Source organism: Saccharopolyspora flava (genome assembly GCF_900116135.1).
GTDB classification, from domain to species: Bacteria; Actinomycetota; Actinomycetes; order Mycobacteriales; family Pseudonocardiaceae; genus Saccharopolyspora; species Saccharopolyspora flava.
Genome location: NZ_FOZX01000006.1, coordinates 260,921 through 287,695 on the forward strand (window position 1 = coordinate 260,921; position 26,775 = coordinate 287,695).

General features: G+C 70.2%; 26 protein-coding genes. 16 read left to right on the forward strand and 10 right to left on the reverse strand.

The genetic code is table 11. The features are described from left to right. Window positions 1-115: 115 nt before the first annotated feature. From BM424_RS19115 to BM424_RS19135, 5 genes are all read left to right on the forward strand, one after another. The gene (locus tag BM424_RS19115; protein WP_425442034.1) at window positions 116-874 is read left to right on the forward strand and encodes a pyridoxamine 5'-phosphate oxidase family protein; all 759 of its coding nucleotides are present in this window, start codon (window positions 116-118) and stop codon (window positions 872-874) included. A gap of 107 nt (window positions 875-981) precedes the next feature. After that, the gene (locus tag BM424_RS19120) at window positions 982-1,446 is read left to right on the forward strand and encodes a MarR family winged helix-turn-helix transcriptional regulator (RefSeq protein WP_093419859.1); all 465 of its coding nucleotides are present in this window, start codon (window positions 982-984) and stop codon (window positions 1,444-1,446) included. 123 nt (window positions 1,447-1,569) lie between these two features. After that, the gene (locus tag BM424_RS19125) at window positions 1,570-2,097 is read left to right on the forward strand and encodes a MarR family winged helix-turn-helix transcriptional regulator (RefSeq protein WP_093419861.1); all 528 of its coding nucleotides are present in this window, start codon (window positions 1,570-1,572) and stop codon (window positions 2,095-2,097) included. Window positions 2,098-2,171: 74 nt separating this feature from the next. After that, window positions 2,172-4,610, forward strand: coding sequence for an MFS transporter (locus BM424_RS19130; RefSeq protein WP_245775983.1), 2,439 nt, complete (start codon window positions 2,172-2,174; stop codon window positions 4,608-4,610). Window positions 4,611-4,730: 120 nt separating this feature from the next. Continuing rightward, window positions 4,731-5,597 (forward strand): YceI family protein, encoded by an 867-nt coding sequence (locus tag BM424_RS19135; RefSeq protein ID WP_093419867.1) that lies wholly within the window; start codon window positions 4,731-4,733, stop codon window positions 5,595-5,597. Between the two features lie 263 nt (window positions 5,598-5,860). Here the strand turns inward: BM424_RS19135 and BM424_RS19140 are convergent, their stop codons facing one another. Then, window positions 5,861-7,453 (reverse strand): alanine/glycine:cation symporter family protein, encoded by a 1,593-nt coding sequence (locus tag BM424_RS19140; protein WP_175548161.1) that lies wholly within the window; start codon window positions 7,451-7,453, stop codon window positions 5,861-5,863. Window positions 7,454-7,715: 262 nt separating this feature from the next. On the opposite strand from BM424_RS19140, the gene clpB reads away from it, so the two are divergent. Further along, window positions 7,716-10,301, forward strand: a complete 2,586-nt coding sequence (gene clpB, locus BM424_RS19145; protein ID WP_093419872.1) for an ATP-dependent chaperone ClpB — start codon at window positions 7,716-7,718, stop codon at window positions 10,299-10,301. Window positions 10,302-10,439: 138 nt separating this feature from the next. Here the strand turns inward: clpB and BM424_RS19150 are convergent, their stop codons facing one another. Beyond that, window positions 10,440-11,651, reverse strand: coding sequence for an MFS transporter (locus tag BM424_RS19150; protein ID WP_093419875.1), 1,212 nt, complete (start codon window positions 11,649-11,651; stop codon window positions 10,440-10,442). 88 nt (window positions 11,652-11,739) lie between these two features. Here BM424_RS19150 and BM424_RS19155 point away from each other — a divergent pair, with 88 nt between their 5' ends. The 5 genes from BM424_RS19155 (at window position 11,740) to BM424_RS19175 (ending at window position 15,382) form a co-directional block, all read left to right on the forward strand. Then, window positions 11,740-12,363 carry a TetR/AcrR family transcriptional regulator gene (locus BM424_RS19155; protein WP_093419877.1) on the forward strand — a complete coding sequence of 208 codons (624 nt, stop codon included), beginning with the start codon at window positions 11,740-11,742 and terminating at the stop codon, window positions 12,361-12,363. A gap of 121 nt (window positions 12,364-12,484) precedes the next feature. Then, on the forward strand, window positions 12,485-13,189 hold the full coding sequence (locus BM424_RS19160) for a type III secretion system chaperone family protein (protein ID WP_217649760.1): 705 nt from the start codon (window positions 12,485-12,487) through the stop codon (window positions 13,187-13,189). 217 nt (window positions 13,190-13,406) lie between these two features. Beyond that, on the forward strand, window positions 13,407-14,180 hold the full coding sequence (locus tag BM424_RS19165; protein WP_093419880.1) for an SDR family NAD(P)-dependent oxidoreductase: 774 nt from the start codon (window positions 13,407-13,409) through the stop codon (window positions 14,178-14,180). 18 nt (window positions 14,181-14,198) lie between these two features. Further along, window positions 14,199-14,741 carry an orotate phosphoribosyltransferase gene (pyrE, locus tag BM424_RS19170; RefSeq protein ID WP_093419882.1) on the forward strand — a complete coding sequence of 181 codons (543 nt, stop codon included), beginning with the start codon at window positions 14,199-14,201 and terminating at the stop codon, window positions 14,739-14,741. Then, window positions 14,738-15,382 (forward strand): TrmH family RNA methyltransferase, encoded by a 645-nt coding sequence (locus BM424_RS19175; protein WP_093419885.1) that lies wholly within the window; start codon window positions 14,738-14,740, stop codon window positions 15,380-15,382. The genes pyrE and BM424_RS19175 overlap by 4 nt, the downstream gene beginning before the upstream one ends. A 134-nt stretch (window positions 15,383-15,516) precedes the next feature. Here BM424_RS19175 and BM424_RS19180 read toward each other — a convergent pair whose 3' ends face one another. The 4 genes from BM424_RS19180 to BM424_RS19195 form a co-directional block, all read right to left on the reverse strand. After that, window positions 15,517-16,188, reverse strand: coding sequence for a DedA family protein (locus tag BM424_RS19180; protein WP_093419887.1), 672 nt, complete (start codon window positions 16,186-16,188; stop codon window positions 15,517-15,519). A gap of 79 nt (window positions 16,189-16,267) precedes the next feature. Next, window positions 16,268-16,453 (reverse strand): hypothetical protein, encoded by a 186-nt coding sequence (locus BM424_RS19185; protein WP_093419890.1) that lies wholly within the window; start codon window positions 16,451-16,453, stop codon window positions 16,268-16,270. Between the two features lie 56 nt (window positions 16,454-16,509). Then, window positions 16,510-17,685 (reverse strand): N-acetylglucosamine-6-phosphate deacetylase, encoded by a 1,176-nt coding sequence (nagA, locus tag BM424_RS19190; protein WP_093419892.1) that lies wholly within the window; start codon window positions 17,683-17,685, stop codon window positions 16,510-16,512. A 122-nt stretch (window positions 17,686-17,807) separates the two neighbouring features. Next, window positions 17,808-18,377: a SigE family RNA polymerase sigma factor gene (locus BM424_RS19195; protein WP_093419895.1), complete on the reverse strand. Its 570-nt coding sequence runs from the start codon at window positions 18,375-18,377 to the stop codon at window positions 17,808-17,810. Between the two features lie 92 nt (window positions 18,378-18,469). Here BM424_RS19195 and BM424_RS19200 point away from each other — a divergent pair, with 92 nt between their 5' ends. The 4 genes from BM424_RS19200 to BM424_RS19215 all read left to right on the forward strand — a co-directional run bounded on the left by BM424_RS19200 (window position 18,470) and on the right by BM424_RS19215 (window position 21,744). Then, window positions 18,470-18,748 carry a YciI family protein gene (locus BM424_RS19200; protein WP_093420162.1) on the forward strand — a complete coding sequence of 93 codons (279 nt, stop codon included), beginning with the start codon at window positions 18,470-18,472 and terminating at the stop codon, window positions 18,746-18,748. A 209-nt stretch (window positions 18,749-18,957) separates the two neighbouring features. Beyond that, on the forward strand, window positions 18,958-19,992 hold the full coding sequence (gene fbaA, locus BM424_RS19205; RefSeq protein WP_093419897.1) for a class II fructose-bisphosphate aldolase: 1,035 nt from the start codon (window positions 18,958-18,960) through the stop codon (window positions 19,990-19,992). An 81-nt stretch (window positions 19,993-20,073) separates the two neighbouring features. Continuing rightward, window positions 20,074-20,484: a DUF3151 domain-containing protein gene (locus BM424_RS19210; RefSeq protein ID WP_093419900.1), complete on the forward strand. Its 411-nt coding sequence runs from the start codon at window positions 20,074-20,076 to the stop codon at window positions 20,482-20,484. 171 nt (window positions 20,485-20,655) lie between these two features. Then, complete coding sequence (locus BM424_RS19215) at window positions 20,656-21,744, forward strand: FUSC family protein (protein WP_175548162.1); 1,089 nt, start codon at window positions 20,656-20,658, stop codon at window positions 21,742-21,744. On the opposite strand, the gene BM424_RS19220 is transcribed toward BM424_RS19215, so the two are convergent. The 3 genes from BM424_RS19220 to BM424_RS19230 form a co-directional block, all read right to left on the reverse strand. After that, the gene (locus tag BM424_RS19220) at window positions 21,741-21,983 is read right to left on the reverse strand and encodes a hypothetical protein (RefSeq protein WP_093419905.1); all 243 of its coding nucleotides are present in this window, start codon (window positions 21,981-21,983) and stop codon (window positions 21,741-21,743) included. The genes BM424_RS19215 and BM424_RS19220 overlap by 4 nt on opposite strands. A 78-nt stretch (window positions 21,984-22,061) precedes the next feature. After that, window positions 22,062-22,694 (reverse strand): HNH endonuclease family protein, encoded by a 633-nt coding sequence (locus BM424_RS19225; protein WP_093419907.1) that lies wholly within the window; start codon window positions 22,692-22,694, stop codon window positions 22,062-22,064. A gap of 153 nt (window positions 22,695-22,847) precedes the next feature. Next, window positions 22,848-23,486 (reverse strand): hypothetical protein, encoded by a 639-nt coding sequence (locus BM424_RS19230; protein ID WP_093419910.1) that lies wholly within the window; start codon window positions 23,484-23,486, stop codon window positions 22,848-22,850. A 166-nt stretch (window positions 23,487-23,652) separates the two neighbouring features. On the opposite strand from BM424_RS19230, the gene BM424_RS19235 reads away from it, so the two are divergent. Further along, window positions 23,653-24,939, forward strand: coding sequence for an adenylosuccinate synthase (locus tag BM424_RS19235; protein ID WP_093419912.1), 1,287 nt, complete (start codon window positions 23,653-23,655; stop codon window positions 24,937-24,939). Window positions 24,940-25,063: 124 nt separating this feature from the next. On the opposite strand, the gene BM424_RS19240 is transcribed toward BM424_RS19235, so the two are convergent. Beyond that, a complete protein-coding gene (locus BM424_RS19240; protein ID WP_093419915.1) occupies window positions 25,064-26,677 on the reverse strand; it encodes a Na+/H+ antiporter in 1,614 nt (537 codons plus the stop codon). Window positions 26,678-26,775 lie beyond the last annotated feature (98 nt).

The window sequence follows — 26,775 nt, forward strand, 5'->3', positions numbered from 1 at the left end:
GATGGCACTTTTGAGTGCTTTTTAACTACCTCGCGTAGATAATCCATCAATCGGTCGGGGGAAAGCTAGTAGGCAGCCTGTTACCGAAGGGGGCGACGTGACACTGTGGCCCGCTGTGACCCCCGATCACATCAACCCGGTCGGCGTGGCGCCCGACGCCATGCTCGACCTCGAGTTATCCGACAACCGAACGACCCCCGTCCCGACCTCCGCGCTGGAGGAATCCCAGGTCAGCGACCCGTTCCGGCAGGAATCCCCGACTCTGCCGGGCTCGGCGGGCGAGCACCTCCTGCAGCGCGCCTACGGCTCCGAGAAGCGGGCCCGCCGCTTCTACGACGACCAGGTGCTGGACCGCCTCAACGCCGAGATGAAGGAGTTCATCGGGCGTATGGAGCTGGCCTTCGTGGCCACCTCCGACGCCCGCGGCGAGTGCGACTCCAGCCTCCGGGCCGGTCCGCCCGGCTTCATCGAGGTCCTCGACGACCAGCACGTCTGCTACCCGGAGTACCGGGGCAACGGCGTGATGGCCAGCCTCGGCAACATCAGCGAGAACCCGCACGTGGGCATCCTGCTGGTGGACTTCGTCACCGACCTGATCGGCCTGCACGTCAACGGCAAGGCCCGGATCGTCGAGGACGCCGATCTGCGCGCCATCTACCCGGCGCTGCCCTCGGAGTTCGACCGCGGCCGCACGCCCGAGCGGTGGGTGGTGGTGCAGGTCGAGGAGGCCTACATCCACTGCCGCAAGCACATCCCCCGGATGATGCCGGTGCTGCGCGAGCGCACCTGGGGCACCGACGACGTCAAGCGCAAGGGCGGCGACTACTTCGGCGCCAAGGGCATGCCCCGGCCGTGGCACGTGGTGACCGCCTGACGTCCGCGGTGACGAGTTCCGGCCTGCTGCGCCGCGGCTCGGCCGTGCTTCCTAGAGTGGGGCGTCCCTAGAGTGGGGCGAAACGGTCGCGGGACGCGGGGAGCGAAGTGAGCGAGCAGGACGACGAGTTCGTTGAGGACCCCGTGCGCCGGGAAGCCGCCGAGGAGGTCGAGCGCGAACTCGTGATGATGTTCCGCAACGCGCGGAACCTCTCGACCCACGTCGCCGCGCTGGTCCACCCGGACCTGGACCCCGCCTCGTACACGCTGCTGCTGATGGTGGCCAACGAGGGGCCCCTGCGCGGCATGGACCTGGCCGGCCGCACCGGGCTGGACAAGTCGACGGTGTCCCGGCAGATCGCCACGCTCGTCGACCTCGGCCTGCTGGAGCGCGCTCCCGACCCCGATGACGGGCGCGCTCGCCGCATCCAGCTCTCCGACCTGGGTTCCGAGCGGTTGGAGCGGGTGCGCGCCGAGCGGCGCAAGCACCTGCACGGCCAGTTCTCCAGCTGGACCACCCAGGACCTGGAGGACCTCGCCCGCCTGCTGGGCAAGCTGAACGAGACCAGCTGAATCGTTCGCGATCAGGCAAAACGGCCAAAAACGGCCGGTGTCGCGGCTCACCCTCATTTCAGTTGCGTGCTGCAACCAAGTGGTCGTATTGTTGCCTTTAGCAACTAATAAGGATGGGCTCACATGGGACCGACACCCGAGACCTGTGGTGAGCTGCTCCGCCCACTCCGCGCCTTGATGGGCCTCAAGCAAGTCGCGCTGCAACGGGGATTGCAGCTCTCCGACCAGGTTCCCTACGCGGCGGCCGGACTGCTCACCGAGCTCGTGCACCGAGGCGAAAGCCGGGTATCCGACCTCGCCCACCACCGCATCGTCGATGCGTCCGTGGTGAGCCGGCAGGTGAACCAGCTCGAACAGGCGGAACTGATCACCCGCCGCCCCGACCCCGCCGACAGGCGGGTGTCGCTGCTCCGCGCCACCGACGACGGTGAGCAGGTCGTGGCCGACCTCGAGCGCAAGAAGCAGGAATGGATCAGCGAGGCGCTGGTCGGCTGGGACGACGGCAAGGTCCGCGAACTGGCCCGGTTGCTCGGCGACGCGATGTCCGACATCCGCCGCTACACGATCGACGACGGTGACGCGCCCGAGAACGGGCACACGATTGACCAGGGGGACCTCTCGGCCCCCCGGATGAGGGAAGGAACTCGATGACCAGCTCGACGGAGACGGCGCCCAGGGTGTCGACTCAACCGAGCGCGCCGCACGAGTCGGCTCAGGAACCGGCGATGTCGCACCGCCAGATCCTGGAGGCCATGTCCGGCCTGATGTTGGCGCTGTTGGTCGCCATCCTCAGCTCGACCATCGTGTCGAACGCGCTGCCGAGGATCATCGCCGACCTGCACGGGACTCAGGGGCAGTACACCTGGGTCGTCACGGCGATGCTGCTGACCTCCACCGCCTCCACCCCGCTGTGGGGCAAGCTCTCCGACCTGTTCAGCAAGAAGCTGCTGTACCAGATCGCCATCACCATCTTCACCGTCGGCTCCGTGGCCGGTGGTTTCGCGCAGTCGATGGAGACCCTGATCGGGTTCCGCGCCCTGCAGGGCATCGGCATGGGCGGTCTGCAGGCGCTGATCCAGGTCGTCATCGCGGCGATGGTCTCGCCGCGCGAACGCGGCCGCTACAGCGGCTACATCGGTGCCACCTTCGCGGTGGCCACCGTCAGCGGCCCGCTGGTCGGCGGCGTCATCGTCGACACCCCGTGGCTGGGCTGGCGCTGGTGCTTCTGGGTCACCGTGCCGATCGCGGTCATCGCCTTCATCGTGCTGGGCCGGGTCCTGAAGCTGCCGGTCGTCAAGCGCCAGATCAAGATCGACTGGTTCGGCGCGCTGTTCCTGGTCGGCGGCGTCTCGCTGCTGCTGATCTGGGTCTCGTTGGCCGGCAAGAACTTCGACTGGCTCTCGCCGGAGACCGGCTACTTCGTCGGCGGCGGCCTCCTCGCGCTGATCATCGCCGTGATCATCGAGGCCAAGCACAGCGAACCGATCGTGCCGCTGCGGATGTTCCGCAACCCCACGGTCACGCTGGCCACCATCGGCACCGTCGCGGTCGGCACCGCGATGTTCGGCGGCGCGGTGTTCCTGGGCCAGTACTTCCAGATCGCGCGCAGCTTCAGCCCGACCGTCGCGGGTCTGATGACGCTGCCGATGGTCGGCGGGCTGTTCATCTCCTCCACCGTCAGCGGCCAGATCATCTCCCGGGTCACCGGCAAGATCAAACCGTTCCTGATCGTCGGCTCGATCGTGATGATGATTGCGATGGGGCTACTGAGCACCGTCGATCACGAAACGAACCTGGTGCTGGTGGGTGTCTTCCTCTTCCTGATGGGAAGCGGAGTCGGCATGCTCATGCAGAACCTGGTGCTGGCCGTGCAGAACGCCACCAGCGCCAAGGACATGGGTTCGACGACCTCCGTCGTCACCTTCTTCCGCACCCTGGGAGGTTCGGCTGGCGTGTCGGTGCTCGGCGCGGTCCTGGCCACCCGCGTGCAGGACTACATCATGGAAGGCCTGGCGAAGATCCCCGGCGCGGCCCAGGCCGCGTCCTCCGGCGGCGGCACCGGATCGCTGGACGTGGGACACCTGCCCGGGCCCATCCAGACCATCGTCCGCGCGGCCTACGGGGATGCCATCGGCGACATCTTCCTCATCTCGGCCTGCATCTCCGTGGTCACGTTCCTCGCGGTGCTGTTCATCCGCGAGAAGCCGCTGCGGACGACGATCGAAAGCAATGAGGAAAGGGAGACGGCTTCAGTGTCGGCACACGACGAGGGCCTCGAGGACGGCAGGACCAACGGTGCGCAGGTGAACCCCGAGCGGGCCAACCCGTGGACCGAGCCGTCGATCCCGTCCTTCGCCTCCAACGGCGCGGCGCTGACCGGCCGGTTCGCCGAGGGCCACGAGCTCCAGCAGCGGGCCGTGCACGGCGTCGTCCACGACTCGATCGGCACCCCGGTCTCCGGCGTGGTCCTGACGCTCACCGACGCCAACGGGCGCCAGGTGGAGCGGGCCCGCACCGACAACGACGGGCGGTTCCACTTCGACGTCGGCAACGACGGCACCTACGTGCTGATCGCCTCCGGCGGCAGCTACCAGCCGACCGCGTCGATGGTCGTGGTCTCCGACCGCCCGGTCCGGCACGACGTGCAGCTGCTCGGGGCCGGTGAGCTCAGCGGTCTGGTGCACGTCGGCGGCGCCGGCGTCCCGGGCGCGATGGTGGTGCTCACCGACGTGCGCGGCGAGGTCGTGGCCACCAACGCCACCGACGGCGACGGCGAGTACGGCTTCTCCGACCTGGTCGGCGGCTCGTACGCGCTGACCGTCACCGCCGACGGCTACCGCCCGGTCGCGCACCCGATCGTGGTCACCGACGGGGAACGGGTGCGGCTCGACGTCGCCCTGCAGACCGGGGCGCAGCTGCACGGCGTGATCCGCTCGGCCAACCTCGGGGTGCCGGTGCCGGACGCGCGGGTGACGCTGCTCGACGGCTCGGGCGCGGTGGTCGCCGCGGGCACCACCGACATCGACGGCAACTACCACTTCACCGACCTGCCCGACGGTGAGTACACGGTCATCGCCAGCGGGTACCCGCCGGTGGCCAGCTCGCTGCGGCTGACGGGCCAGGAGTCGTCGCACGACGTCGACCTGGGCTACCCGGAAGCCTGACGGTCGCACCCGCACCACCCGTAGATCACGGTCGCGCTGCGGCGGGCGGGTTCGGCTGGACGCCGGGCCCGCCCGCACAGCAAGATCATGATCGAGCTTCTGCGAAGGAGTGTTTTCACCATGGATCTCGGCCAACCGCAGGCCGCGTCGGGCAACGGTCAGACCGGTGCCGCCCGGGGTACCGGAGCGGTCACCGCGTCGGTGCTCGGCAGCGACGGCTGGCCGGTGCCGGAGGCGGTGCTGACCCTCATCGACTCCAGCGGCGCGCAGGTCGCCCGCGCTCAGGGCGACGGCAAGGGCTCGCTGCTGGCCTCCGGGCTCGCCGCGGGCGCCTACACCGCGATCATCACCGCGATCGGCCACGAGCCGGTCGCCCGCACCACCCTCGTGCACGAGGGCGCCACCGCCAACCTCGGCGACGTCGAGGTCCGCCGCGTCGGCGGCGCCGACCTGCCCGCGCCCGGGCTGTGGCGGATCGACCCCGTGCACTCCTCCATCCAGGTCACCGCCAAGCACCTGGGCCTGAGTAGCATCCACGGCCGGTTCAACGAGTTCTCCGGCGAGGTGCGCATCGGCACCCCGATCGAGCAGTCGCTGGTGGAGGCCCGGATCAAGGCCGACACCATCGACACCGGCAACACGATGCGCGACGACCACCTGCGCACCGAGGACTTCCTCAACGTCGCCGAGCACCCGGAGATCGCGTTCCGCTCCACCGGGCTGCGCCCGCGCGGCGGCGACAAGTGGGACCTGCAGGGCGAGCTCACCATGCTCGGCGTGACCAAGCCGGTGCTGCTCGACACCCGCTTCGACGGCGTCGGCCCCGACCAGTGGGGCGGCACCCGCGCCTCGGCCTCGGCGGTCGCGCAGCTGCGCCGCGACGACTTCGCGGTCCGCTTCAGCCAGTCGCTGGCCTCGGGCATCGCCGCGGTCGGCATGACCCTGCGGGTGCAGATCGACATCCAGGCGGTCCTGGAAGAGGGGTAGAGACCAGGAGCGGTCCGCTGTGGCTGGCTCGACCGCTCCGCACAAGAAGAAGCCGTGCGCACGTCGGGGGTGCGCACGGCTTCTTCGCGTCCGAGGACGGATTCCGGCGGTAGTCGGGTCCCGGATTACTCCGGTATTCGGGGACCCGACTACCGCCGGAATCCGTCGGCCGGTTACGGCGGCAATCCGGGTTCCGGTGCCTGTGGGAGGGAGTGCGGCCGTGGTCGGGGGTCCGATCGCGGCCGCACTCCGTCAGGTCGTCGTCAGGCGTCGGCCTTCTTGTCGATCTTGCTGACCTCGCCCGAGCGGATCTTCGCCTTGTACTCGGACAGCTCCTTCTTGACCACCGGGATCATGATGTACAGGCCGATGATGTTGAACAGGGCCAGCAGGAACAGCACCGCGTCGGTGAAGTCCATGACGCTGCTCAGGCTCAGCACCGAACCGACGATCACGAACAGGCAGAACACCAGGTTGTAGATGTTGCGGCTCACCGAGGTGTTGCCGAACAGGAACAGCCACGCCCGCTGGCCGTAGTAGCCCCAGGTGATGATCGTGGAGACGGCGAAGAGCACGACCGCCACGGTCAGCACGTACGGGAACCAGGGCAGGACCTCGGCGAACGCCTGCGAGGTGACGGTGACGCCGTCCGGCTCGTCACCGCCGGCCAGGACCGTCCGCTGCCCCTCGATCCACAGCTGCGGCTGCGCGATGACGATGGTCAGCGCGGTCATGGTGCAGATGATGACGGTGTCGATGAACGGCTCCAGCAGTGCCACCAGGCCCTCGGTCGCGGGGTACTGGGTGCGGACCGCGGAGTGCGCGATCGGCGCCGAGCCCAGACCGGCCTCGTTGGAGAACGCGGCCCGCTGGAAACCGACGATGAGCACGCCGATGAGACCGCCGAAGCCGGCCTCCGGGGTGAACGCGCCCTTGACGATGGTGACGACGGCGTCCGGCACCTCGGTGATGTTGACGCCGATGACCGTCAGCGACGCCAGGATGTAGATGATCGCCATCGCCGGGACGAGCTTGCTCGTCACCGCGCCGATGGACTTGATGCCGCCGACCACGACCGCGCCGACGATGATCGCCAGGATGATGCCGAAGATCAGCGCGGCGCCGTCGGTGCCCAGCAGGCCCGAGTCACCGCCGGTGACGTCGCGCAGCTGCGCGAAGGTCTGGTTGGCCTGGAACATGTTGCCGCCGCCGACGCCGAACAGCAGGATCATGATCGCGGCCAGCACGGCCAGGGTCTTGCCCAGGCCGCGGCCGAAGGCGTTCGGGATCCGCTCGGCGATGCCCTTGCGCAGGTAGTGCATCGGGCCGCCGTGCACGTTGCCGTTGGCGTCGATCTCCCGGTACTTCACGCCCAGGGTGCACTCGACGAACTTGGTGGCCATGCCGAGCAGGCCGCACAGGATCATCCAGAACGTGGCACCCGCGCCGCCGACGGTGACCGCCACACCGACACCGGCGATGTTGCCGAGCCCGACGGTTCCCGAGACGGCCGAGGCCAGCGCTTGGAAGTGGTTGATCTCGCCCGGTTCGTCGGAGCTGGTGTACTTGCCCCGGACCAGGTCGATCGCGAGCTTGAAGTTCCGGATCTGCACGAAGCCGAAGACCAGGGTGAACACCGTCGCGGCGATCACCAGCCAGGCCACGATCCACGGGAAGGTCACACCGAAGACGGTGAGCTCACCGAACACGAACCCGGAGAAGGCATCCGAGATCGGCGTGAAGACGTTGTTGATGGTGTCTTCGATGCCGGCGAGTGGACCGGCGTCGGCCGCCAGGACGAGTTCGCCGTCCGGCGGCGCCGTCGCCATGGAGGCGGTCCCCAAGGAGTAGGTCATGGCGCAATAGCAAAGCGCGCGACATCAGTGAACACAAGCACTGTGCGTAACAATCTGCAGAAGGTTGGTCCGATTGGTCAGACCTATTGTTTACACGCTGTGAAAAAAGAAAATTAGTGTGAAACTGGACTTGAGCGGAACACGCTCAACTTTTGTTACGTTGGACGTGTGTGGTCTGTGCCGGGCATCCGGGATGACCAGGAGGTATCCCGGCACGAGGGCGATACCCGGCACGGCGAGCGAAACCGGCACGAGGTGGGAAATGGACGCGTTCAACCCGACGACGAAGACCCAGCAGGCGATCTCCTCCGCGGTGCAGGCCGCCACCGTGGCGGGCAATCCGGACGTCGGCCCGGCGCACCTGCTCGGCGCGCTGCTCGCTCAGGGGGACGGCCTCACCGCACCGCTGCTCACCGCCGTCGGCGCCGAGGTCGCCGACGTGCGCCGCGAGCTCGAATCGCTGATGAACTCGCTGCCGGCGGCCACCGGCAGCACCGTCGGCGCGCCGCAGCTGTCCGGTGAGGCGGTCAAGGCCCTCACCAGCGCGCAGCGGCTGGCCACCGAGATGGGTGACGAGTACGTCTCCACCGAGCACCTGCTGGTCGGCCTGGCCGCCGAGGGCGGTCGCGTGGCCGACCTGCTGCGCAGGCACGGCGGCACCCCCGACGCGCTGCGCGAGGCCTTCGCCAAGGTGCGCGGATCCGCGCGGGTGACCAGCCCCGACCCCGAGGGCACCTACCAGGCGCTGGAGAAGTACGGCCAGGACCTCACCGAGCGCGCGCGGGCGGGCGAGCTCGACCCGGTCATCGGCCGCGACGCCGAGATCCGCCGCGTCGTGCAGGTGCTGTCCCGGCGGACCAAGAACAACCCGGTGCTCATCGGTGAGCCCGGCGTCGGCAAGACCGCCATCGTCGAAGGCCTCGCCCAGCGCATCGTCGCCGGTGACGTGCCCGAATCGCTGCGCGGCAAGCGGGTCGTCGCGCTCGACCTCGGCTCGATGGTGGCCGGGGCGAAGTACCGCGGCGAGTTCGAGGAGCGGCTCAAGGCCGTGCTCAAGGAGATCACCGACTCCGCCGGTCAGGTGATCACCTTCATCGACGAGCTGCACACCATCGTCGGAGCCGGGGCCTCCGGCGAGGGGGCGATGGACGCGGGCAACATGATCAAGCCGATGCTGGCGCGCGGCGAGCTGCGCATGGTCGGCGCCACCACGCTCGACGAGTACCGCGAGCACATCGAGACCGACGCGGCGCTGGAACGCCGCTTCCAGCAGGTGCTGGTCGGCGAGCCGAGCCCGGAGGACGCGGTGGCGATCCTGCGCGGGCTCAAGGAGCGCTACGAGGTCCACCACGGCGTCCGCATCACCGACGGCGCGCTGGTCGCCGCCGCGACGCTGTCCGACCGCTACATCACCGCCCGGTTCCTGCCGGACAAGGCCATCGACCTGGTCGACGAGGCCGCCTCCCGGCTGCGCATGGAGATCGACTCGCGTCCGGTGGAGATCGACGAGGTCGAGCGCGCCGTCCGGCGGCTGGAGATCGAGGAGATGGCGCTGGCCAAGGAGTCCGACCCGGCCTCGGTCGAGCGGCTCGCCGCGCTGCGCGCCGAACTCGCCGACAAGCGCGAGAAGCTCTCCGAGCTGACCGCCCGCTGGCAGCAGGAGAAGGAGTCCATCGACAAGGTCCGCGACCTCAAGACCCAGCTGGAGCAGGTGCGCGGCGAGTCCGAGCGCGCCGAGCGCGACGGCGACCTCGGCAAGGCCGCCGAACTCCGCTACGGCCGGATCCCCGCCCTGGAGAAGGAGCTGGAGACGGCCACCCGGGCGCAGAGCGAGCGCAAGGCGATGCTGCAGGAGGAGGTCACCGCCGACGACGTCGCGAGCGTGGTCAGCGCCTGGACCGGCATCCCCGCCGGACGCCTGATGGAGGGCGAGACCGCGAAGCTGCTGCGCATGGAGGAGGCGCTCGGCGCCCAGGTCGTCGGTCAGGACGAGGCCGTGCGCGCGGTGTCCGACGCCGTCCGCCGGACCCGCGCGGGCGTGGCCGACCCCGACCGGCCGACCGGCTCGTTCCTGTTCCTGGGCCCGACCGGCGTCGGCAAGACCGAGCTGGCCAAGGCGCTGGCCGGGTTCCTGTTCGACGACGAGCGGTCGATGATCCGCATCGACATGAGCGAGTACTCCGAGAAGCACTCGGTTTCCCGGCTCGTCGGCGCGCCGCCCGGCTACGTCGGTCACGACCAGGGTGGTCAGCTCACCGAGTCGGTGCGGCGCCGGCCCTACTCGGTGGTGCTGTTCGACGAGGTCGAGAAGGCGCACTCGGACGTCTTCGACGTGCTGCTGCAGGTCCTCGACGACGGGCGGCTCACCGACGGGCAGGGCCGCACGGTCGACTTCCGCAACACCATCCTGGTGCTGACCTCCAACCTGGGCTCGCAGGCCATCGCCGACCCGAACCTGGACGAGCGGGACCGGGACGAGGCCGTGATGTCGGTGGTGCGCGGGCACTTCAAGCCCGAGTTCCTCAACCGGCTCGACGACGTCGTGGTGTTCCACCAGCTCAACACCGAGGAGCTGACGTCCATCGTGGACATCCAGGTGGACCGGCTGGCCGCGCGCCTGGCGCAGCGGCGGCTCACCCTCGACGTGCAGCCCGCAGCCCGGGACTGGTTGGCGCTCAACGGTTTCGACCCGGTCTACGGCGCCCGTCCGCTGCGCCGCCTGGTGCAGACGGCCATCGGCGACCAGCTCGCCCGCAAGCTCCTCGCGGGCGACATCCGCGAGGGCGACAAGGTCCGCATCGACGTCACCGACGACACCGAATCCCTCACGGTGACCCCGCAGAACTGACCACCCCGACGAAACCCCGTCTCCGCAACGGGCTTTCGTCCCACACTCCCGAAACAACCCCATCGTGTGGGTGGTGGGGGAAGTTTTCATGAAAACTTCCCCACCCACCACGGGACGAGCGGGACGGACGGAACGGGGTCAGGGGCGGGGGCGGAGGGTGGAGAGGGCCGCGAGGGCGGCGAAGAGGGCTGCTGCCGCGGTGAAGGTGAGGGTGGCCGTGCGCAGGTCCGTGACCGTGCTCAGGTAGCCGAGGGCGACGCTGGGGACGGTGGCCGAGAGGTACGCGACGATGTAGATCATTGCCGAGGTGCCCGCGCGCTGGTGCGGGGCCGCGAGGCCGGTGAGCATCCGGAACGCGCCCATGAACATCAGGCCCCAGCCCACCCCGAGCAGCGCCGCCGCCAGGAAGAACACGTCGACGTCACCGGCGACCTCGGCCGCCGCCACCCCGGCCAGGGACGCGATCATCAGGCCCGCGCCGACGCGCACCGCGCGGGTCGCCGCCCAGCGGGACAGCAGCAGCTGGGTGAGCCCGCCGAGCCCGGTCAGCACCGCCACCGGCAGGCCGCTGATCAGGCTCGGGTAGCTGTGCACCATGCCCTTGACCACCGACGGGGCCAGCGACATGAACATGCCGCCGACGGTCCACGAGGCCAGCACCATCGTCGACATCAGCGCGAACCGGGCGCCCTGCCCGGCGGGCACGACCGGCCGCCGGGGACGCAGCGCCTCCCGCAGCGGGCTGGTCCGGGCGACCGGCTCCGGCATCGCCAGCACGACCGGGATCGCCACCGCGAAACCGGCCGCCAGCAGCAGGAACGTGGTCAGCGTCGGGCCGGGCAGGAACTGCGCCAGCACCCCGGCCAGCAGCGAACCGCCCGCCATGCCCAGCGCCGCGGCGACCCCGTTCACCAGCGATCCCTGACTGGAGCCGGGCCGCTGGAAGTCCAGCAGCGCACCGCTGATCGCGCTGGTCGCGGCCCCGGTGGCCAGCCCCTGCAGGACGCGGCCGGCGAACAGCCAGCCGACGCCGGGGGCCAGCGCGAGCACCAGCACTGCGGTGATCTCCAGCACCAGCGCGCCCACCAGCACCGGACGCCGTCCGACGTGGTCCGACAGCGAGCCGCACAGCAGCAGCGCGACCAGGATCGCCACCGAGTAGGAGGCGAACACCTCGGTCAGCACGGTGTTGGTGAAACCCCAGCGCTGCTGGTAGATCGAGTACATCGGGGACGGGGCGGTGGAGGCCATCAGGAACAGGGCGTAGATGCCGCCGATGAACCAGAACGAGCCGGAACGCGACAGGCCGCGTGCGGGCTGGACGCGGGGCCGGACCAGTTCGGTGGTCATGGTCTTCCTCTGCGAGTCGACGTGCGGGTCCGGTCAGCGACAACCTCTTAGCGGAACGAACCATTCCGCGCGGGCGTAGGCTGTGCGCATGACCACAGCAGCGACGACCGGGCACGACGACGCGGTGATCCGCGCCGCGCGGGAGGTCTTCGCCGAGCAGGGCATGGCGGCCCCGATGGCGGAGGTCGCCAAGCGCGCCGGCGTCGGCGTGGCCAGCGTCTACCGCCGGTACCCGAGCAAGGCCGAGCTCGTCGAGCAGGTCCGCATCGCCGCGTTCCGGCTGGTCATCGCGGAGGCGCAGGCCGCGCGCGCCGAGGAGTCCGATCCGTGGCGGGCGCTGAGCCGCTTCATGCACCGCTGCCTGCGCGAGGGCTCCGGCATCGGCACGGTGCTGCCGCCGCTGGAGAAGCACCACGCGTTCTCGGCGGAGTTCCGCATCCTGCAGCAGCAGGTGGCCGAGGTGATCGAGGCGCTCGTCGAGGACGCCAAGCTGGCCGGTGAGCTGCGCGCCGACATCGACTGGACCGACGTCCTGCTGCTGTTCAAGCACCTCAACCCGGCCCTGCCGACCGGCGAGCACCGCCGCGCGGAGCTGCGCGCCCGCTACCTCGGCCTGGTCCTGGAGGGCATGCGCTCGGAGGGCTCGGCGCTGCGCGGTCCGGCGCCCGACACCGCCGAGTGGCGCGCCCTCTGCGACAACCTCGAGGCCTGACCCGCCCGACAGGCCCGGCGTTCCGGCGTTTTCGCACGTCAAGATCAGTCGATCGAGGGGATCGGATTCGGATGCCCAGGTGATCTTCGAGAACGGCGATGTTCGGACTACCCTGCCCCGTGTGGGCATACCTGCGTGGCTCTGGTTCCTCGTCGCCGTCGTCGCGATCGTCGCCGGCGTCGCGCTGCTGATCTCCGACCGATCGCAGCGCACCTCCAACAACCGGGAGCGGCGTCGCTGGGCGGCGCTGCGCGGTTGGCAGTTCGCCGAGGCGGACCGCGTGCTGCCGACCCGGTGGGAGCGCGGCGTGCTGGCGCAGTACGGCGCGACGACCGCGGTCGACGTGGTGGCGGGCTCGACGTTCACCGCCGACGGACGCCGTCAGGTCTACGTGCTGGACCTGGAGGCCGGGGGCAAGAACGTCGCCGTGCTGGTGGGCATCCGCTGCCGCCGCACCGCCCCGGCCACCATCGAGCTGTGGCTGCCGGACGTGCCGGTGCCGCAGGACTCGGGGCTGGACCTGCTGGGCCCGGTCGGCTCGCGCTACGCCTTCGTCAACGAGGTCGCCGCGGCCCGCCCGCTGGTCACCGAGGACCTGGTGGACGCCACCGAGGAGATCGGCCAGGACGTCACGGTGGTGTGGCTGGAGAACGACTGGGTGCTGGCCGCCATGCACCCGGCCGACGCCGATCCGGCGCGCCTGGAGCGGCTGCTGCGCGACCTCGGCGACCTCGCCGACCTGGTCGACCCGTTCGACAGCGACCCCAACACCGCCCAGGCCGAGGCCGAAGAAGAGGCCGAGGAACCCTCGGAACACCTCCAGTAGGTCGAGCGGCGCAGCCGCTCTCTCTTTCACCACCCGAGCAACCTGCACCGCCGCGGGTTCTGAGGTGGTTCTCCTGTGAGGACGCGTCGGCGTGGTGTATTGGCATACATGAGTCGGCGCGCCCGGAGCAGGAGGACCGCCTCAGGTTCCGCTACCGGCACCGCTCCGCAAGGCGACCACAGCATCCGCTCCATTCCGAGACCGGTAGGTTCGGGATATGCCTACCGCACTCGTCACCGGTGCCACTGCGGGTATCGGCCGCGCTTACGCTCGTCGGCTGGCCGCCGAAGGTCACGACATGGTCCTGGTCGCGCGCGACACGGCTCGGTTGGAGGAGCTCGCCGACCGGTTGCGGACCCGGCACAACGTGCGGGTCGAGGTGCTCACCGCCGACCTCGCCGACGCCGCGCAGCGGGCGACGGTCGCCGAGCGCGTGGCCGACACCGCCCAGCCGGTCGACGTGCTGGTCAACAACGCCGGCTTCGGCACCGGCGGCGCGTTCTGGGACCTGCCCGAGGAGGTGCTGCGCGAGCAGCTCGACGTCAACGTCGCGGCGGTCCTGGAGCTCACCCGCGCGGCGGTGCGCGGGATGCGCGAGCGCGGGCGCGGTGACGTGATCAACGTGGCCAGCGTCGCCGGGTTCTTCACCGTCTCCGGTTCCACCTACGCGGCCACCAAGGCCTACGTGATCGCCTTCTCCGAGGGGCTGGCGACGTCGCTGGCGGGCACCGGCGTGCGCGTCATGGCGCTGTGCCCCGGCTTCACCCAGACCGAGTTCCACCAGCGCGCGGGCCTGGAGATGAGCAAGCTGCCGCGCGCGTTCTGGCTGCAGGCCGACCAGGTCGTGCACGAGTCGCTGGCGGACCTGCGCGCGGGCAAGGCGGTGTCCATCCCGGGCGCCCAGTACAAGGCGCTGGTCGCCGTCGGCCGGCTCATCCCGAAGAAGCTGCAGCGCATGGTGGTCACCCGCACCGTTCCCGGCCGGACCTGAGAACTATCCTCAGACCTCGTGGTGAACGAGAAGCAGCGCTCCGAACTGGCCCGTCTGGTCACCGATCTCGCGGTGGTGCACGGCAAGGTCACGTTGTCCTCCGGCAAGGAGGCCGACTACTACGTGGACCTGCGCCGGGCGACCCTGCAGCACCAGGCGGCTCCGCTGATCGGGAGTCTGCTGCGGCAGATCACCGCTGACTGGGACTACACCGCCGTCGGCGGTCTCACCCTGGGCGCGGACCCGGTCGCGGCGGCCATGATGCACGCCGACGGTCCTGCGCTGGACAGCTTCGTGGTGCGCAAGGCCGCGAAGGCGCACGGCATGCAGCGGCAGATCGAGGGCCCGGACGTCACCGGCAAGCGGGTGCTCGCGGTGGAGGACACCTCGACGACCGGCGGCAGCGTGCTCACCGCGGTCGAGGCGTTGCGCGAGGCCGGGGCCGAGGTCGTCGGCGTGGCCACCGTGGTCGACCGGGACACCGGTGCGCGGGAGGCCATCGAGGAAGCGGGCCTGCCCTACCGCACGCTGCTGGGGCTGGCCGATCTCGGGCTGGCGTGAGCGAGGACGTCGGGCCCACCGAGTGGGGCACCAGCGTCGGCGTCGGCCCGTGGGAGGGGCCGTGGCCCGCGGACGAGCGCTACGACCCGGAGCTGCTGGAGAACGGTGATCGGCGCAACGTCGTCGATCACTACCGGTACTGGCGGCGGGAGGCGATCGTCGCCGATCTCGATCTGCGGCGGCACGACTTCCACGTGGCCATCGAGAACTTCCAGCACGACCACAACATCGGGACCGTGGTGCGCACGGCGAACGCGTTCCTGGCGCGGGCGGTGCACATCGTGGGCCGTCGCCGGTGGAACCGGCGCGGCGCGATGGTGACCGACCGGTACCAGCACGTCCACCACCACCCGGACGTGGAGTCGCTGACGTCGTGGGCGCGCGACGAGGACCTCGCGGTGGTGGCGGTGGACAACACGCCGGGCGCGATCCCGGTGGAGCGCGCGGAGCTGCCGCGCCGCTGCGTCCTGCTGTTCGGCCAGGAGGGGCCGGGGTTGCACGAGGAGTCCCGGCGCGAGGCGGATCTGGTGGTCTCCATCGCGCAGTTCGGCTCGACCCGCTCCATCAACGCCGGCGTCGCCGCGGGCATCGTCATGCACGCCTGGGTGCAGCAGCACGCCGATCTCACCCGGGCCTGGTGAGGCAGGGGACGGTTTTAGCCATTACTGTCCGGGCAAAACGGACTTTGATCATGGATGAATATGGCTAAAACTGTCCCCGCGCAAGCGAAGAGCCGGAACCCGAGCGGGCTCCGGCTCTTCGGTGAAGGACTGCGTCAGGCCGCTTCGCGGGCCTTCTCGCGGCGGCCCTTGATGTACTCGATGATGATCGGCACGATCGAGATCACGACGATGACGATGGCCATCGCCTCGATGTTGTCCCGGATCCACGGCACGTTGCCCAGGAAGAACCCGAGCAGCGTCATGCTCAGGGTCCAGGCGACACCGCCGATGGCCGAGTAGCTGAAGAACTTCTTCTGGTCCATCTGACCGATGCCGGCGACCGCGGTGATGAACGTGCGGACGATCGGCACGAAGCGCGCCAGGATGATCGCGCGAGCGCCGTACTTCTCGAAGAACGCGTGCGTCTTGTCGACGTGCTCGCGCTTGAACAGCTTCGAGTCGGGCTTGTTGAACATGGCCGGACCGACCTTGCGGCCGATCCAGTACCCGGTCACGTTGCCGATGAAGGCGCACGCCGCGAGCAGCACGCAGGTCAGCCAGATCGGCGTGCCGATCGCGCCGATGGCCACGAACATGCCGGTCACGAACAGCAGCGAGTCACCGGGCAGGAAGAAGCCGATGAGCAGACCGCATTCGGCGAAGATGATCAGGCAGACGCCGATCAGCGCGAACGGGCCCAGACCAGAGACGATGTTCTCCGGATTCAGCCAATCCGGAAGCAGAGCGAGCGCGGGCTGTGCCGCGGCGGCGAATTCGGACGTCACGCTTGCCAACGGTACCGTGACGCCGCGCTGTCCGGATTCCGGGCGAGCGCCCCGGTATCAACGCAGCGCACACCCCTGATCACACGATGGGGTACACGACTGTGACGCTCGCCGCGAGCAGTCCGGCGAGGAGTCCCAAAACGATCACGAAGAGCAGCAGGCCGCCCGGTCCGAGACGCCGGTTGCGCTGCGGTGGGCCGGGCCGTCCGCTCGCCCGCGCCCGCAGCGCGGCGGACAGCGCGTCCTCGGTGTCCCGGCCCGTCATGCCCCGACCTTAACCAGCCGGTCGGCCGGAACGGGGTGAATCAGCGAAAGACCAGGTCAGCGCGGTTCGGCGAGCCACTGGCCGTGCCGCATGACGCCCTGGACCACCAGGTCGTCGTCGAGCACGACCAGGTCGGCGGCCGCGCCCGGCCGGATCTCGCCCACCTCGGTCAGGCCGAGCCGCCGCGCCGGGTTCGTCGAGGTGGCCGCGACCGCGGCGGGCACCGACAGCCCGCAGTCGCGCACCAGGTTGCGGAACGCGGCGTCCATCGTGAGCGTGCTGCCGGCCAGCGACCCGTCCGCGAGCCGCGGCTCGCCGTCGACCACGGTCACCGGCAGCGCCCCCAGCTCGTAGGTGCCGTCGCCCGCGCCGGTGGCGCTGATGGCGTCGGTGACCAGGATCGTCCGGTCCCGGCCGGCGTGGGTGGCCGCGACCCGGGCGATCGTCGGGTGCAGGTGCACCAGGTCGCAGATCAGCTCGACGTCGACCCGCTCGTCGTCCAGCAGCGCCCCGACCGGACCCGGCTCGCGGTGGTGCAGCGGGCGCATGCCGTTGAACAGGTGCGTGGCCACGGTCGCTCCCGCGTCCACGGCGGCCAGGACCTGCTCGGCGACGGCGTCGGTGTGCCCGACGGCCGCGATCGCGCCGCCGTCGACCAGCTGCCGCACCGCCTCCTGGGAACCGGGCAGCTCCGGCGCGAGGGTGACCATCCGGACCGCGCCGCGCCCGGCGTCGAGCAGCTGCCGCACGTCGTCGCGCTCCGGTGCCTTCAGCGCCTCGGGCGCGTGCGCGCCGCAGCGGGCGTGCGACAGGAACGGGCCCTCCAGGTGCACCCCGGCCAGCAGCCCGTCGGCGGTGAGCTCGGTGAGCGCGCCGATCTGCTTGACCAGCTCGGGGATCGGCGCGGACACCAGGCTGGCCAGCATCGTCGTGGTGCCGTGCGCGCGGTGGTGGTGCACCGCGGTCCGCGTCTCCTCCGGTTCGAGGGAGGTGAACGAGCCGCCGCCCCCGCCGTGGCAGTGGATGTCGACGAAGCCGGGGACCAGCCAGTTCCCGGACAGCTCGATCGCCGGTCCGCGCGGGACGGTCCGATCGCCCATGGCGCCGTCCCCCACGGCGCCATCTCCCACGGCGGCGATGGTGCCTCCCGACACCCGCACCCAGCCGGGTCGTGCGACTCCGCCCGGGGTGACGACCCGCGCGCCGGTGAGGATCTGTTCGGCTGTGTTCACGCTTCCGATCCTCCGCCAAACGCGAGCAGTGGTCTACACCAAAATCGGTGGTGTCCGGCTCACTCCGCCGGATGCGGGAAGCCGATGCCTGAATTGTCCGGCACGGCTCGTGCGGCGGGACGTCAGCCGTCGATGTGCTTCTGCAGCGCCTCCAGCGCCCGGCTCGCCGTCGACTTCACCGTGCCCTTGGAGACCCCCGTGGCCTCGGCGATCTCCGCCTCCGACAGGTTGCCGTAGTAGCGCAGCACCAGCACCTCGCGCTGCCGGCGCGGCAGCTTGCTCAGCGCGTCCACCACGGCCTGGTGCTCGGCGGTGAGCATCGCCAGCGACTCGGCCGAGCGCGCGTTGGCCTGGTGCGGCGGCTGGTACTCGCGGGCCGTCTTGCGGCGGCGCAGCATCGACCGGGACCCGTTGACCACCGCGGTGCGCAGGTAGCCGACCGCGGCGTTGGCGTCGCGCAGGTTCGCCCAGTTCCGGTAGAGCCCGGTGAACGCCTCCTGCACCACGTCCTCGGCGCTGCTGATGTCGTCGACCAGCAGGATCGCCAGGCGGACCATGCGCATCCGCTGCTGCTTGTAGATGTCCTCCAGGGAGAGCGGCTGCTGCGTCTCGCGGTGGACGCCGTCGAGCTTGCGCAACGTGCCGAACGTCTTCTCGACGCTCCGCTCTATCCCTTCCGAATCACCGCCCATGATCTAGGAACTTACCGGGCGAGGATGGGTTCGCGGGGCGGGTTCGGGATAGCGTCATCGCGATCGTTGAATTCGCCGCGATGGAGGACGACATGGCGAGGTTCGTTGTCGAGCTGGTCTACGGCCCGGACGAGGAGAAGCGGTTGGCGGTCCGGCCGGAGCACCGCGAGTACTCGCGAGGCCTGGCCGACAAGGGCGTGCTGCTGGCGGGCGGCCCCTACACCGACGGCGAGGGCGCGCAGCTCATCTACGAGGTCGCCGACGAGGCGGAGCTCAACGAGGTCCTGGCCGCCGACCCGTACACCACGGCGGGCGTGATCGCCTCGACCACCATCCGGCAGTGGGAGGTCGTCACCGGCTCTTGGGTGTAGGCGGCGGGCGCCCCGGCGTGTGACTATGTGCACAGGATCGTTTTCTGAATCCTTGCACCAACTTTTCAAAACAACACCGCTGGGGCACTGTGACGCGCGAAAGAGTGGTACCTGCCCCGACGCGCCGCTTCCGGCGCTCGTGGGTTCTTAGGATGCTGCGCGATTCTCGCGTCACTTCACGACCGAACTCCACCTGAGGAGGATGACCGATGCCCATCGCGACCCCCGAGGTCTACACGGAGATGCTGGACCGGGCGAAGACCGGTGAATTCGCCTATCCAGCGATCAACGTGACCTCGTCGGAGACGCTCAACGCGGCGCTGCGCGGGTTCGCCGAGGCCGAGAGCGACGGCATCATCCAGGTGTCGACCGGTGGTGCCGAGTTCGCCTCCGGCACCAAGGTCAAGGACATGGTCACCGGCGCCACGGCGCTCGCCGAGTACGCGCACGTCGTCGCGGCGAAGTACCCGGTGAACATCGCGCTGCACACCGACCACTGCCCGAAGGACAAGCTCGACGGCTACGTCAAGCCGCTGATCCAGATCAGCCAGGAGCGCGTCGACCGCGGCGAGAACCCGCTGTTCCAGTCCCACATGTGGGACGGCTCGGCGATCGACCTCGAGGAGAACCTGCAGATCGCGCAGGAGCTGCTGGAGCTGTCGGCCAAGGCCAAGATCGTCCTGGAGCTGGAGGTCGGTGTCGTCGGCGGCGAGGAGGACGGCGTCGCCAACGACATCAACGAGAAGCTCTACACCGCGCCCGGCGACTACATCAAGACCGTCGAGGCGCTGGGCACCGGCGAGAAGGGCCGCTACCTGCTGGCCGCGACGTTCGGCAACGTGCACGGCGTGTACAAGCCGGGCAACGTCAAGCTGCGCCCGGAGATCCTCAAGCAGGGTCAGGACGTCGTGTCCGAGAAGCTGGGCCTGGCCGCCGGGTCGAAGCCGTTCGACCTGGTCTTCCACGGTGGTTCCGGTTCGCTGCTGGAGGAGATCCACGAGGCGGTCTCCTACGGCGTGATCAAGATGAACATCGACACCGACACCCAGTACGCCTTCACCCGGCCCATCGCCGACCACATGATGAAGAACTACGACGGTGTGCTGAAGATCGACGGCGAGGTCGGCAACAAGAAGACCTACGACCCGCGCAGCTACCTCAAGGCCGCCGAGCAGTCCATGGCCGCCCGCGTCGCCCAGGGCTGCGAGGTCCTCAAGAGCGCCGGCCGCATGATCGCCGGCTGACGTCTCGACGTCCCCGATGGCCCGTCCGCCCGCTGGGTGGACGGGCCGTCGTCGTCCCGGTGGTGGTGCGAGGATGGGGGCATGACGAGGAATCTGTTGGAGCCGCCGGAGACGCTGCTGCCGGAGAACCCCGAGGCGCAGGGCGCCCTCGACGCCGGAACCGACCCCGCCGAGGTCGCCGCGCAGCACCCGGCGTTCAGCGCCGCCTGGGCCGCGCTCGCCGAGAACGCCCTGAGCGCCGGCGAGAACATCGCCGCCTACGCCTACGCCCGCACCGGTTACCACCGCGGCCTGGACGCCCTGCGCCGCGCGGGCTGGAAGGGCTTCGGCCCGGTGCCGTGGCGCCACGAGCCCAACCGCGGCGTCCTCCGCTCGGTCGCGGCCCTGGCCAAGGCGGCCCGCGCCATCGGCGAGACCGATGAGTTCGACCGCTGCCGCCAGCTCCTCGAGGACAGCGACCCCGCCTCCCTCGAAGCCAACGACCTGGCCTGACGTCCCCTACCGGACAACCCACCCCGGTCAAAAACCCCGGTTTTCGTCGGGTCGAATACCGCAGTTTTTGACCGGTCGAATCCTGCGGTTTTCGACCCGGCGAATACCGCAGGATTTGACCGGGGTCGGGTCTGGTGAGTGCCCTGGTGTTCGGGGGCGGAGGATGTGTTCGTGGGGCGTGTGCGTGAGGAGTTGAGCCGGCGGCTCCGGCGGTTGTTGCGAACCGGGGTGCCGATCGTGCAGTGCGCGGTCGCGGCCGGAGTGGCGTGGTTCCTGGCGCGCGACCTCGTCGGGCACGCCGCGCCGTTCTTCGCGCCCATCGCCGCGGTGATCTCGCTGGGCGTGTCGCTGGGGCAGCGGATGCGGCGGGCGCTGGAGCTCGTCGTGGGCGTGAGCATCGGCATCGGGGTCGGCGACGTGCTGATCTCGGTGATCGGCTCCGGGCCCTGGCAGATCGCGCTGGTCGTGGCGCTGGCGATGTCCACGGCGGTGCTGCTGGACAGCGGCGGCGTGATCGTCCTGCAGGCCGCGTCGTCGTCGGTGCTGGTCGCGACGCTGCTGCCGCCCGCCACCTCGGGTGGCCTGACGCGGATGCTCGACGCCGTCGTCGGCGGGCTCGTGGGTTTCGCCGTCGCCGCGCTGCTGCCCGCCAACCCGCTGTCGGTGGCGCACCGCAACGGGCGCGTGGTGCTCGGCGAGCTGGCCGACGCGCTGCGCGGGGTCGCCAGCGCCGTCGCGCACCGGGACGTGTCGATGGCCGCCGACGTGCTCGCCCGGGCCCGCAAGAGCCACAAGTCCGTCGAGGAGCTCCGCAGCGCGTTGGAGGCCGGGGCCGAGATCGCCCGGTTCGCGCCGATCCGCTGGCGCAGGCGCGGTGACCTCGAGCGCTACGAAACCGCGGCCACACCCGTCGACCGCGCCCTGCGCAACACCCGCGTCCTGGCCCGCCGCGCGCTGGCCGCGCTGCGCGACGGAGAACCCGTACCGCGCCCGCTGCCGGGAATGCTCGAAGAGCTCGCCGGCACCGTGGTGCTGCTGCGCGACGAGCTGGCCAGCGGCAAGGACCCGCTGCAGGCCAGGGAAGCCGCCCGCTCGGTCGCGAGGAAGTCCACGGTGGAACTGCTGGGCGAGGGCGACTTCTCGATGCAGGTCGTGGTCCTGCAGGTCCGCTCCATCGCGGTCGACCTGCTCCAGGCCTCCGGCCTCACCCGAAGCGAAGCCTCAGCGGCTCTACCGCCTCTGCACCCGGAGGAGGACTAGGGCCGGTTCAGCACCGCTGCGAGGCAGTCGTGCAGCGGCTGGTGATCTCGCTGGTCGTGCAGGTGGCAGTCGGCGGCGGAGAGGCGGTACCACTCCTCCGCGCCGTCGTAGCGGATCCACACCGTCACGGCCCCGTCCTCGCAGGCCGTCGCCAGTTCCAGGTCGCCGGTGATCACGCCGACCTCGTCGGTCATCACCCCGCCCGGAGGCGCGGTCACCGTCGTGCGCAACTCAGCCATGCGCGCAGTATGCCTCTCCGACAACGGGAAACGGGCACCTCCACGCCCGGGAGGTGCCCGTTTCTCCGGTGAATCCGATCAGCAGCCGTCCAGGGCGGTCTGCAGCGCGCCCTTCTCGGCTTCGGTGACGGTCAGCTGGTACTTGTGCTTGCTGCCGATCCACATCGAGGCGTAGGTGCAGTGGTAGTCGGTCGACGGCGGCATCCAGGCGTCCGGGGTCTGGTCGCCCTTCTCCTGGTTGACGTTGTCGGTGACCGCGATGAGCTGCGGTCCCTCCAGGTCGTTGGCGAAGGCCTGGCGCTGCTCCTGCGTCCACTGCGCCGCGCCGGAACGCCACGCGGCGGCCAGCGGCACCACGTGGTCGATGTCCAGGTCGGACGGCTGGGTCCAGGTCTCGCCGTCGTAGGGGCTCAGCCAGCTGCCCGAGGTCGGGTAGCAGTCGGAGCCGACCTCGACGTCGTCACCGTCGCGCTTGAGCACCGACTCGCGGGTGCTGCAGCCGTCGGATCCCTCGTTCCAGTGCGGGAACTTGTCCCGGTCGTAGCCGTCCATCGAGCCCTCGGGCGCGACGGTCAGCTCGCCGAGCTGGGTCTGGGCGGTGGCCGGGTCCGGGATGCCGGGCGGCTCGGCGCCGGCCGGCACCGCGAGCCCGAGCCCGATCAGTCCGGCCAGCGGCAGCGCGGCGAGGGTGGTGCGCAACGAACGTGTCATGGCTTCCTCCGCGGTGGGCGTGCATCGCCTGCTCGGGGATGACGATTGCCCACGTGGGTGGACGATTCAATGCCGCGGAGTGACCGAGAGGTGACATGGCGTGAAGTCGCCACCGATCGAGCGAAGGAAATGTGAATTCCACACACCCGGTGATCAGCGAGCCAGGTTCAGGTCCTCGGTGTGCCGGTACCAGACCCACTTCTCCATCGGCCGCGGATGATCGGTGCCGTCGTGCCGCACGGTCGCCGGGCGGAACGAGGCCTGGAACGCGCGGCCGCGCGCCACCTGCTCCTTGCGGCGCAGCAGTCCGCGCCGGACGACGGTGACCCGCAGGCCGTCCATCGGGGGATCGATCGTGTGGTTCAGCGGATCGGCCGTCGGGTCCGGCAGCGGTTCGGCGTCCGGGTCCGGCGAGACCACGAGGCTCTGCGCGGGCCCGTTGAGGACCTGCTCGTCGTCGCAGTAGGCCTGTCCGGTGATCGGCGCGATCGCGCCCTCGCCCAGCAGGATCCCGCCCGAGTCGTCCCGGATCAGCGGTACCGGGCGCGCGGTGGCGGTCAGCGCCCGCTCGACGTCGCCGACGGTCAGCCCCCACAGCCGCGCCACCGGCGAGTCGGCGACCGGGACGTATCCCACGGTCAGCCCGGTCAGCCGCTCCTTGCGCAGCAGCCGCAGCACCACCGCCGCCAGATCCATGTCCGTGCCGCGCACCACCACTCGATCGGTGGCTTCTGCCAGCAGCGGATCGACCTCGTTGCGGCCCGGCGCGGCCGAAACCTCGTGCCATCGCACACCGTCACCGGACGGATGCGCTGCGCCACCTGCGTTTCCGCAGGACAATGCGGTGGTACTCACGATTCGCTCCTGGTTTACCCTGATCGACCGGCATACCCCGTGGTGGGAGCGGGCGAAGCGTGCGGTCACGCTGGCGACCACCCAGTCCAGGTTGGAGTTTCACATGCCGGCGATCGTGCTGATCGGCGCCCAGTGGGGCGACGAAGGCAAGGGTAAGGCGACCGACCTGCTCGGCGAGCAGGCGCAGTGGGTCGTGCGTTACCAGGGCGGCAACAACGCGGGACACACCGTCGTGCTCCCGGACGGGCAGGACTTCGCGCTGCACCTCATCCCGTCGGGGATCCTCACCCCCGGCGTGACGAACGTGATCGGCAACGGCGTCGTCGTCGACCCGGGAGTCCTGCTGGAGGAGCTCGCCGGGCTGGAGGAGCGCGGCGTCGACACCTCGCGGCTGCTGCTGTCCGCCGACGCGCACCTGATCATGCCGTACCACGTGGCCATCGACCGCGTCACCGAGCGGTACCTGGGCAAGAAGCAGATCGGCACCACCGGCCGCGGCATCGGCCCCTGCTACCAGGACAAGATCGCCCGGGTCGGCGTGCGGATGCAGGACCTGCTCGACGAGAAGATCCTGCGCCAGAAGGTCGAGGCCGCCCTCGACATCAAGAACCAGATCCTGGTCAAGGTCTACAACCGGCGGGCGATCGACGCCGAGGAGGTCGTCGACACGGTGCTGGAGCAGGCGGAGAAGTTCGCCGGCCGCATCGCCGACACCAAGCTGAAGATCAACCAGGCGCTGGAGCGCGGCGAGACGGTGCTGCTGGAGGGCTCGCAGGGCACCCTGCTCGACGTCGACCACGGCACCTACCCGTTCGTGACCTCGTCGAACCCGACCTCCGGCGGTGCTTCGGCCGGGTCCGGCGTCGGCCCGACCAAGATCAGCGCTGTGATCGGCATCCTCAAGGCCTACACCACGCGCGTCGGCGCGGGCCCGTTCCCGACCGAGCTGACCGACGAGGCCGGCGAGAACCTGCGCAAGCAGGGCGGCGAGTTCGGCGTCACCACCGGCCGCTCGCGGCGCACCGGCTGGTTCGACGCGGTGATCGCCCGCTACGCGACCCGCGTCAACGGCATCACCGACTACTTCCTGACCAAGCTCGACGTGCTCTCCGGCCTGGAGACCATCCCGATCTGCGTCGCCTACGACGTTGACGGCGAGCGGGTCGAGGACATGCCGATGACCCAGACCGGCGTGCACCACGCGGTTCCGGTGTACGAGGAGATGCCGGGCTGGTGGGAGGACCTCAGCGACTGCCGCACCTTCGAGGACCTGCCGGCCAACGCCCGCGCCTACATCGAGCGCATCGAGGAGCTCTCCGGGGCCCGCGTCTCGGCGATCGGCGTCGGCCCCGGCCGCGACCAGACCATCGTGCGTCACACCATGGCCTGACCCTTTCGGTGGTGGGGAAGTTTTCATGAAAACTTCCCCACCACCCACGGGACGTCGGATCCCTCGGTTCTCGACGGAGGGAGGGAAGTTTTCATGAAAACTGCGCCCTCTCGGGAACCGAGCGTCAGCGGTTCCGCCAGGAGCTCTCGACCGCCGCTTCCTGAAGGTCGAGCTCGCGGAGGACGCGGCGCAGCACCTCGTCGTCGAGGTTGCCCGCGTCGCGTTCGTCCGCGATCGCCGAGCGCTGCACGTCGATGATCGTGCGGCGCAGCTCGGAGAACGTCCGGGTGGAGGTGTCGGCGCGCTCCGCCGGGGTGCGCCCGACCTGCTCGGCGGCGGCCATGCCCTGGTGCTCGACCATGTCGCGGACGCGGGCGACCATCCGGTTCAGCGCGGAGCGCTCGCACCGAGCCTCGGCGGGCGTGAGGTCGTCCAGGTAGGCCAGGGCCGCGTTCGTGGCGATCCTGCGGGCCTCGGCCTCGGCCTGGTCGTCGAGCCGCTCCTCCTCCGGATCGGTGACACCCAGTCCGCGGATCAGCGGGGGCAGCGTGGTGCCCTGCAGCAGGATCGTCCCGACCACGACCACCGCCGCGACGAACTGGATCACCTCGCGGCCGGGCAGCGGGGCGCCGCTGTCGGTGGTGAACGGGATCGCGCCCGCCGCCGCCAGCGTCACCACGCCGCGCATCCCCGCCCAGGACAGCACCGCGGTCCGCCGCCACCGGCCACCGCGCCTGCGGCCGCTCATGATCAGGTGCGACACGCCGGGCAGGTAGTTCGAGGCGAACATCCACAGCACCCGGAACGCCATCGCCGCGGCCAGGATCAGCAGCGTCGCGACCACGATCCCGCCCATCGGCCGGCCGGACTCCACCACGTCGCCGATCACCGACTTCAGCTGCAGGCCGATGTAGGCGAACACCAGGCTCTCCAGCAGCAGGTTGATCGCGCCCCACACGGTGTGCTCCTGCAGCCGCCCGGCGGCGCGCGCCCGCGGCAGGTTGTGGCCCACGTACAGCCCGGCGGTGACGACCGCGAGCACGCCGGAGCCGCCCAGCTCCTCAGCGGTCAGGTAGGCGATGAACGGCACCAGCACGCCCAGCAGCGTCGCCACCTGCACGTCGGGCACGTGCTGCCGGGCCAGCTGTGCGAGCATCCCGAAACCCAGCCCGAGCACGACGCCGACGACCACCGCGAGCGCGAACACCCACAGGCCCTGGGCCAGCGTCGGGGTCGTGCCGACGGCGGCCGTGATCGCCATCCGGTAGATCGTCAGCGCTGCCGCGTCGTTGATCAGGCTCTCGCCGCCGAGCACGGTCATCACGCCGCGCGGCAGCTTCAGCTGGCGGCCGATCGCGGCGGCCGTCACCGCGTCCGGCGGGGCGATCACCGCGCCCAGCACGATCGCCGATGCCAGCGGCAGATCCGGGATGAGCAGGAACGCGATCCAGCCGAGCACGAACGACGTGGCGATCACCTGCAGCACGCCGTGGTGCACGATCGGGCGGATCCGCGCCCGGAAGTTGGTGAACGAGCTCTCCAGCGCGGCCGCGTACAGCAGCGGCGGCAGGACCACGGTGAGCAGCAGTTCCGGGTCGATGTGCAGCGGGTCGAGCTCGGGGACCAGGGACACGGCCATCCCGATCGCCACCAGCAGCAGCGGTGCGGCGATCTCCCGCTTCCGCGCCACCGCCGTCACCAGCAGCGCCCCGATCAGCACCAGGATCAGCTGAACCACCGCACACCTCCGTCCACGATGGACACCCTAGGCGCGCACCACCACGATCACCCGAACCGACGAAACCCCCACCCCGAAAGGGGACCTCACGTTCACCC

Excerpts from the sequence above, each read along its gene's own strand:
- BM424_RS19125 (WP_093419861.1), top strand. The coding sequence starts at position 1,570 with ATGGGACCGACACCCGAGACCTGTGGTGAGCTGCTCCGCCCACTCCGC.
- BM424_RS19140 (WP_175548161.1), bottom strand. The coding sequence starts at position 7,453 with ATGACCTACTCCTTGGGGACCGCCTCCATGGCGACGGCGCCGCCGGAC.
- BM424_RS19165 (WP_093419880.1), top strand. The coding sequence starts at position 13,407 with ATGCCTACCGCACTCGTCACCGGTGCCACTGCGGGTATCGGCCGCGCT.
- BM424_RS19225 (WP_093419907.1), bottom strand. The coding sequence starts at position 22,694 with ATGACACGTTCGTTGCGCACCACCCTCGCCGCGCTGCCGCTGGCCGGA.
- BM424_RS19200 (WP_093420162.1), top strand. The coding sequence starts at position 18,470 with ATGGCGAGGTTCGTTGTCGAGCTGGTCTACGGCCCGGACGAGGAGAAG.
- BM424_RS19210 (WP_093419900.1), top strand. The coding sequence starts at position 20,074 with ATGACGAGGAATCTGTTGGAGCCGCCGGAGACGCTGCTGCCGGAGAAC.
- BM424_RS19195 (WP_093419895.1), bottom strand. The coding sequence starts at position 18,377 with ATGGGCGGTGATTCGGAAGGGATAGAGCGGAGCGTCGAGAAGACGTTC.
- BM424_RS19130 (WP_245775983.1), top strand. The coding sequence starts at position 2,172 with ATGTCGCACCGCCAGATCCTGGAGGCCATGTCCGGCCTGATGTTGGCG.
- fbaA (WP_093419897.1), top strand. The coding sequence starts at position 18,958 with ATGCCCATCGCGACCCCCGAGGTCTACACGGAGATGCTGGACCGGGCG.
- BM424_RS19220 (WP_093419905.1), bottom strand. The coding sequence starts at position 21,983 with ATGGCTGAGTTGCGCACGACGGTGACCGCGCCTCCGGGCGGGGTGATG.
- BM424_RS19135 (WP_093419867.1), top strand. The coding sequence starts at position 4,731 with ATGGATCTCGGCCAACCGCAGGCCGCGTCGGGCAACGGTCAGACCGGT.
- BM424_RS19150 (WP_093419875.1), bottom strand. The coding sequence starts at position 11,651 with ATGACCACCGAACTGGTCCGGCCCCGCGTCCAGCCCGCACGCGGCCTG.
- BM424_RS19155 (WP_093419877.1), top strand. The coding sequence starts at position 11,740 with ATGACCACAGCAGCGACGACCGGGCACGACGACGCGGTGATCCGCGCC.
- BM424_RS19185 (WP_093419890.1), bottom strand. The coding sequence starts at position 16,453 with ATGACGGGCCGGGACACCGAGGACGCGCTGTCCGCCGCGCTGCGGGCG.
- BM424_RS19235 (WP_093419912.1), top strand. The coding sequence starts at position 23,653 with ATGCCGGCGATCGTGCTGATCGGCGCCCAGTGGGGCGACGAAGGCAAG.
- clpB (WP_093419872.1), top strand. The coding sequence starts at position 7,716 with ATGGACGCGTTCAACCCGACGACGAAGACCCAGCAGGCGATCTCCTCC.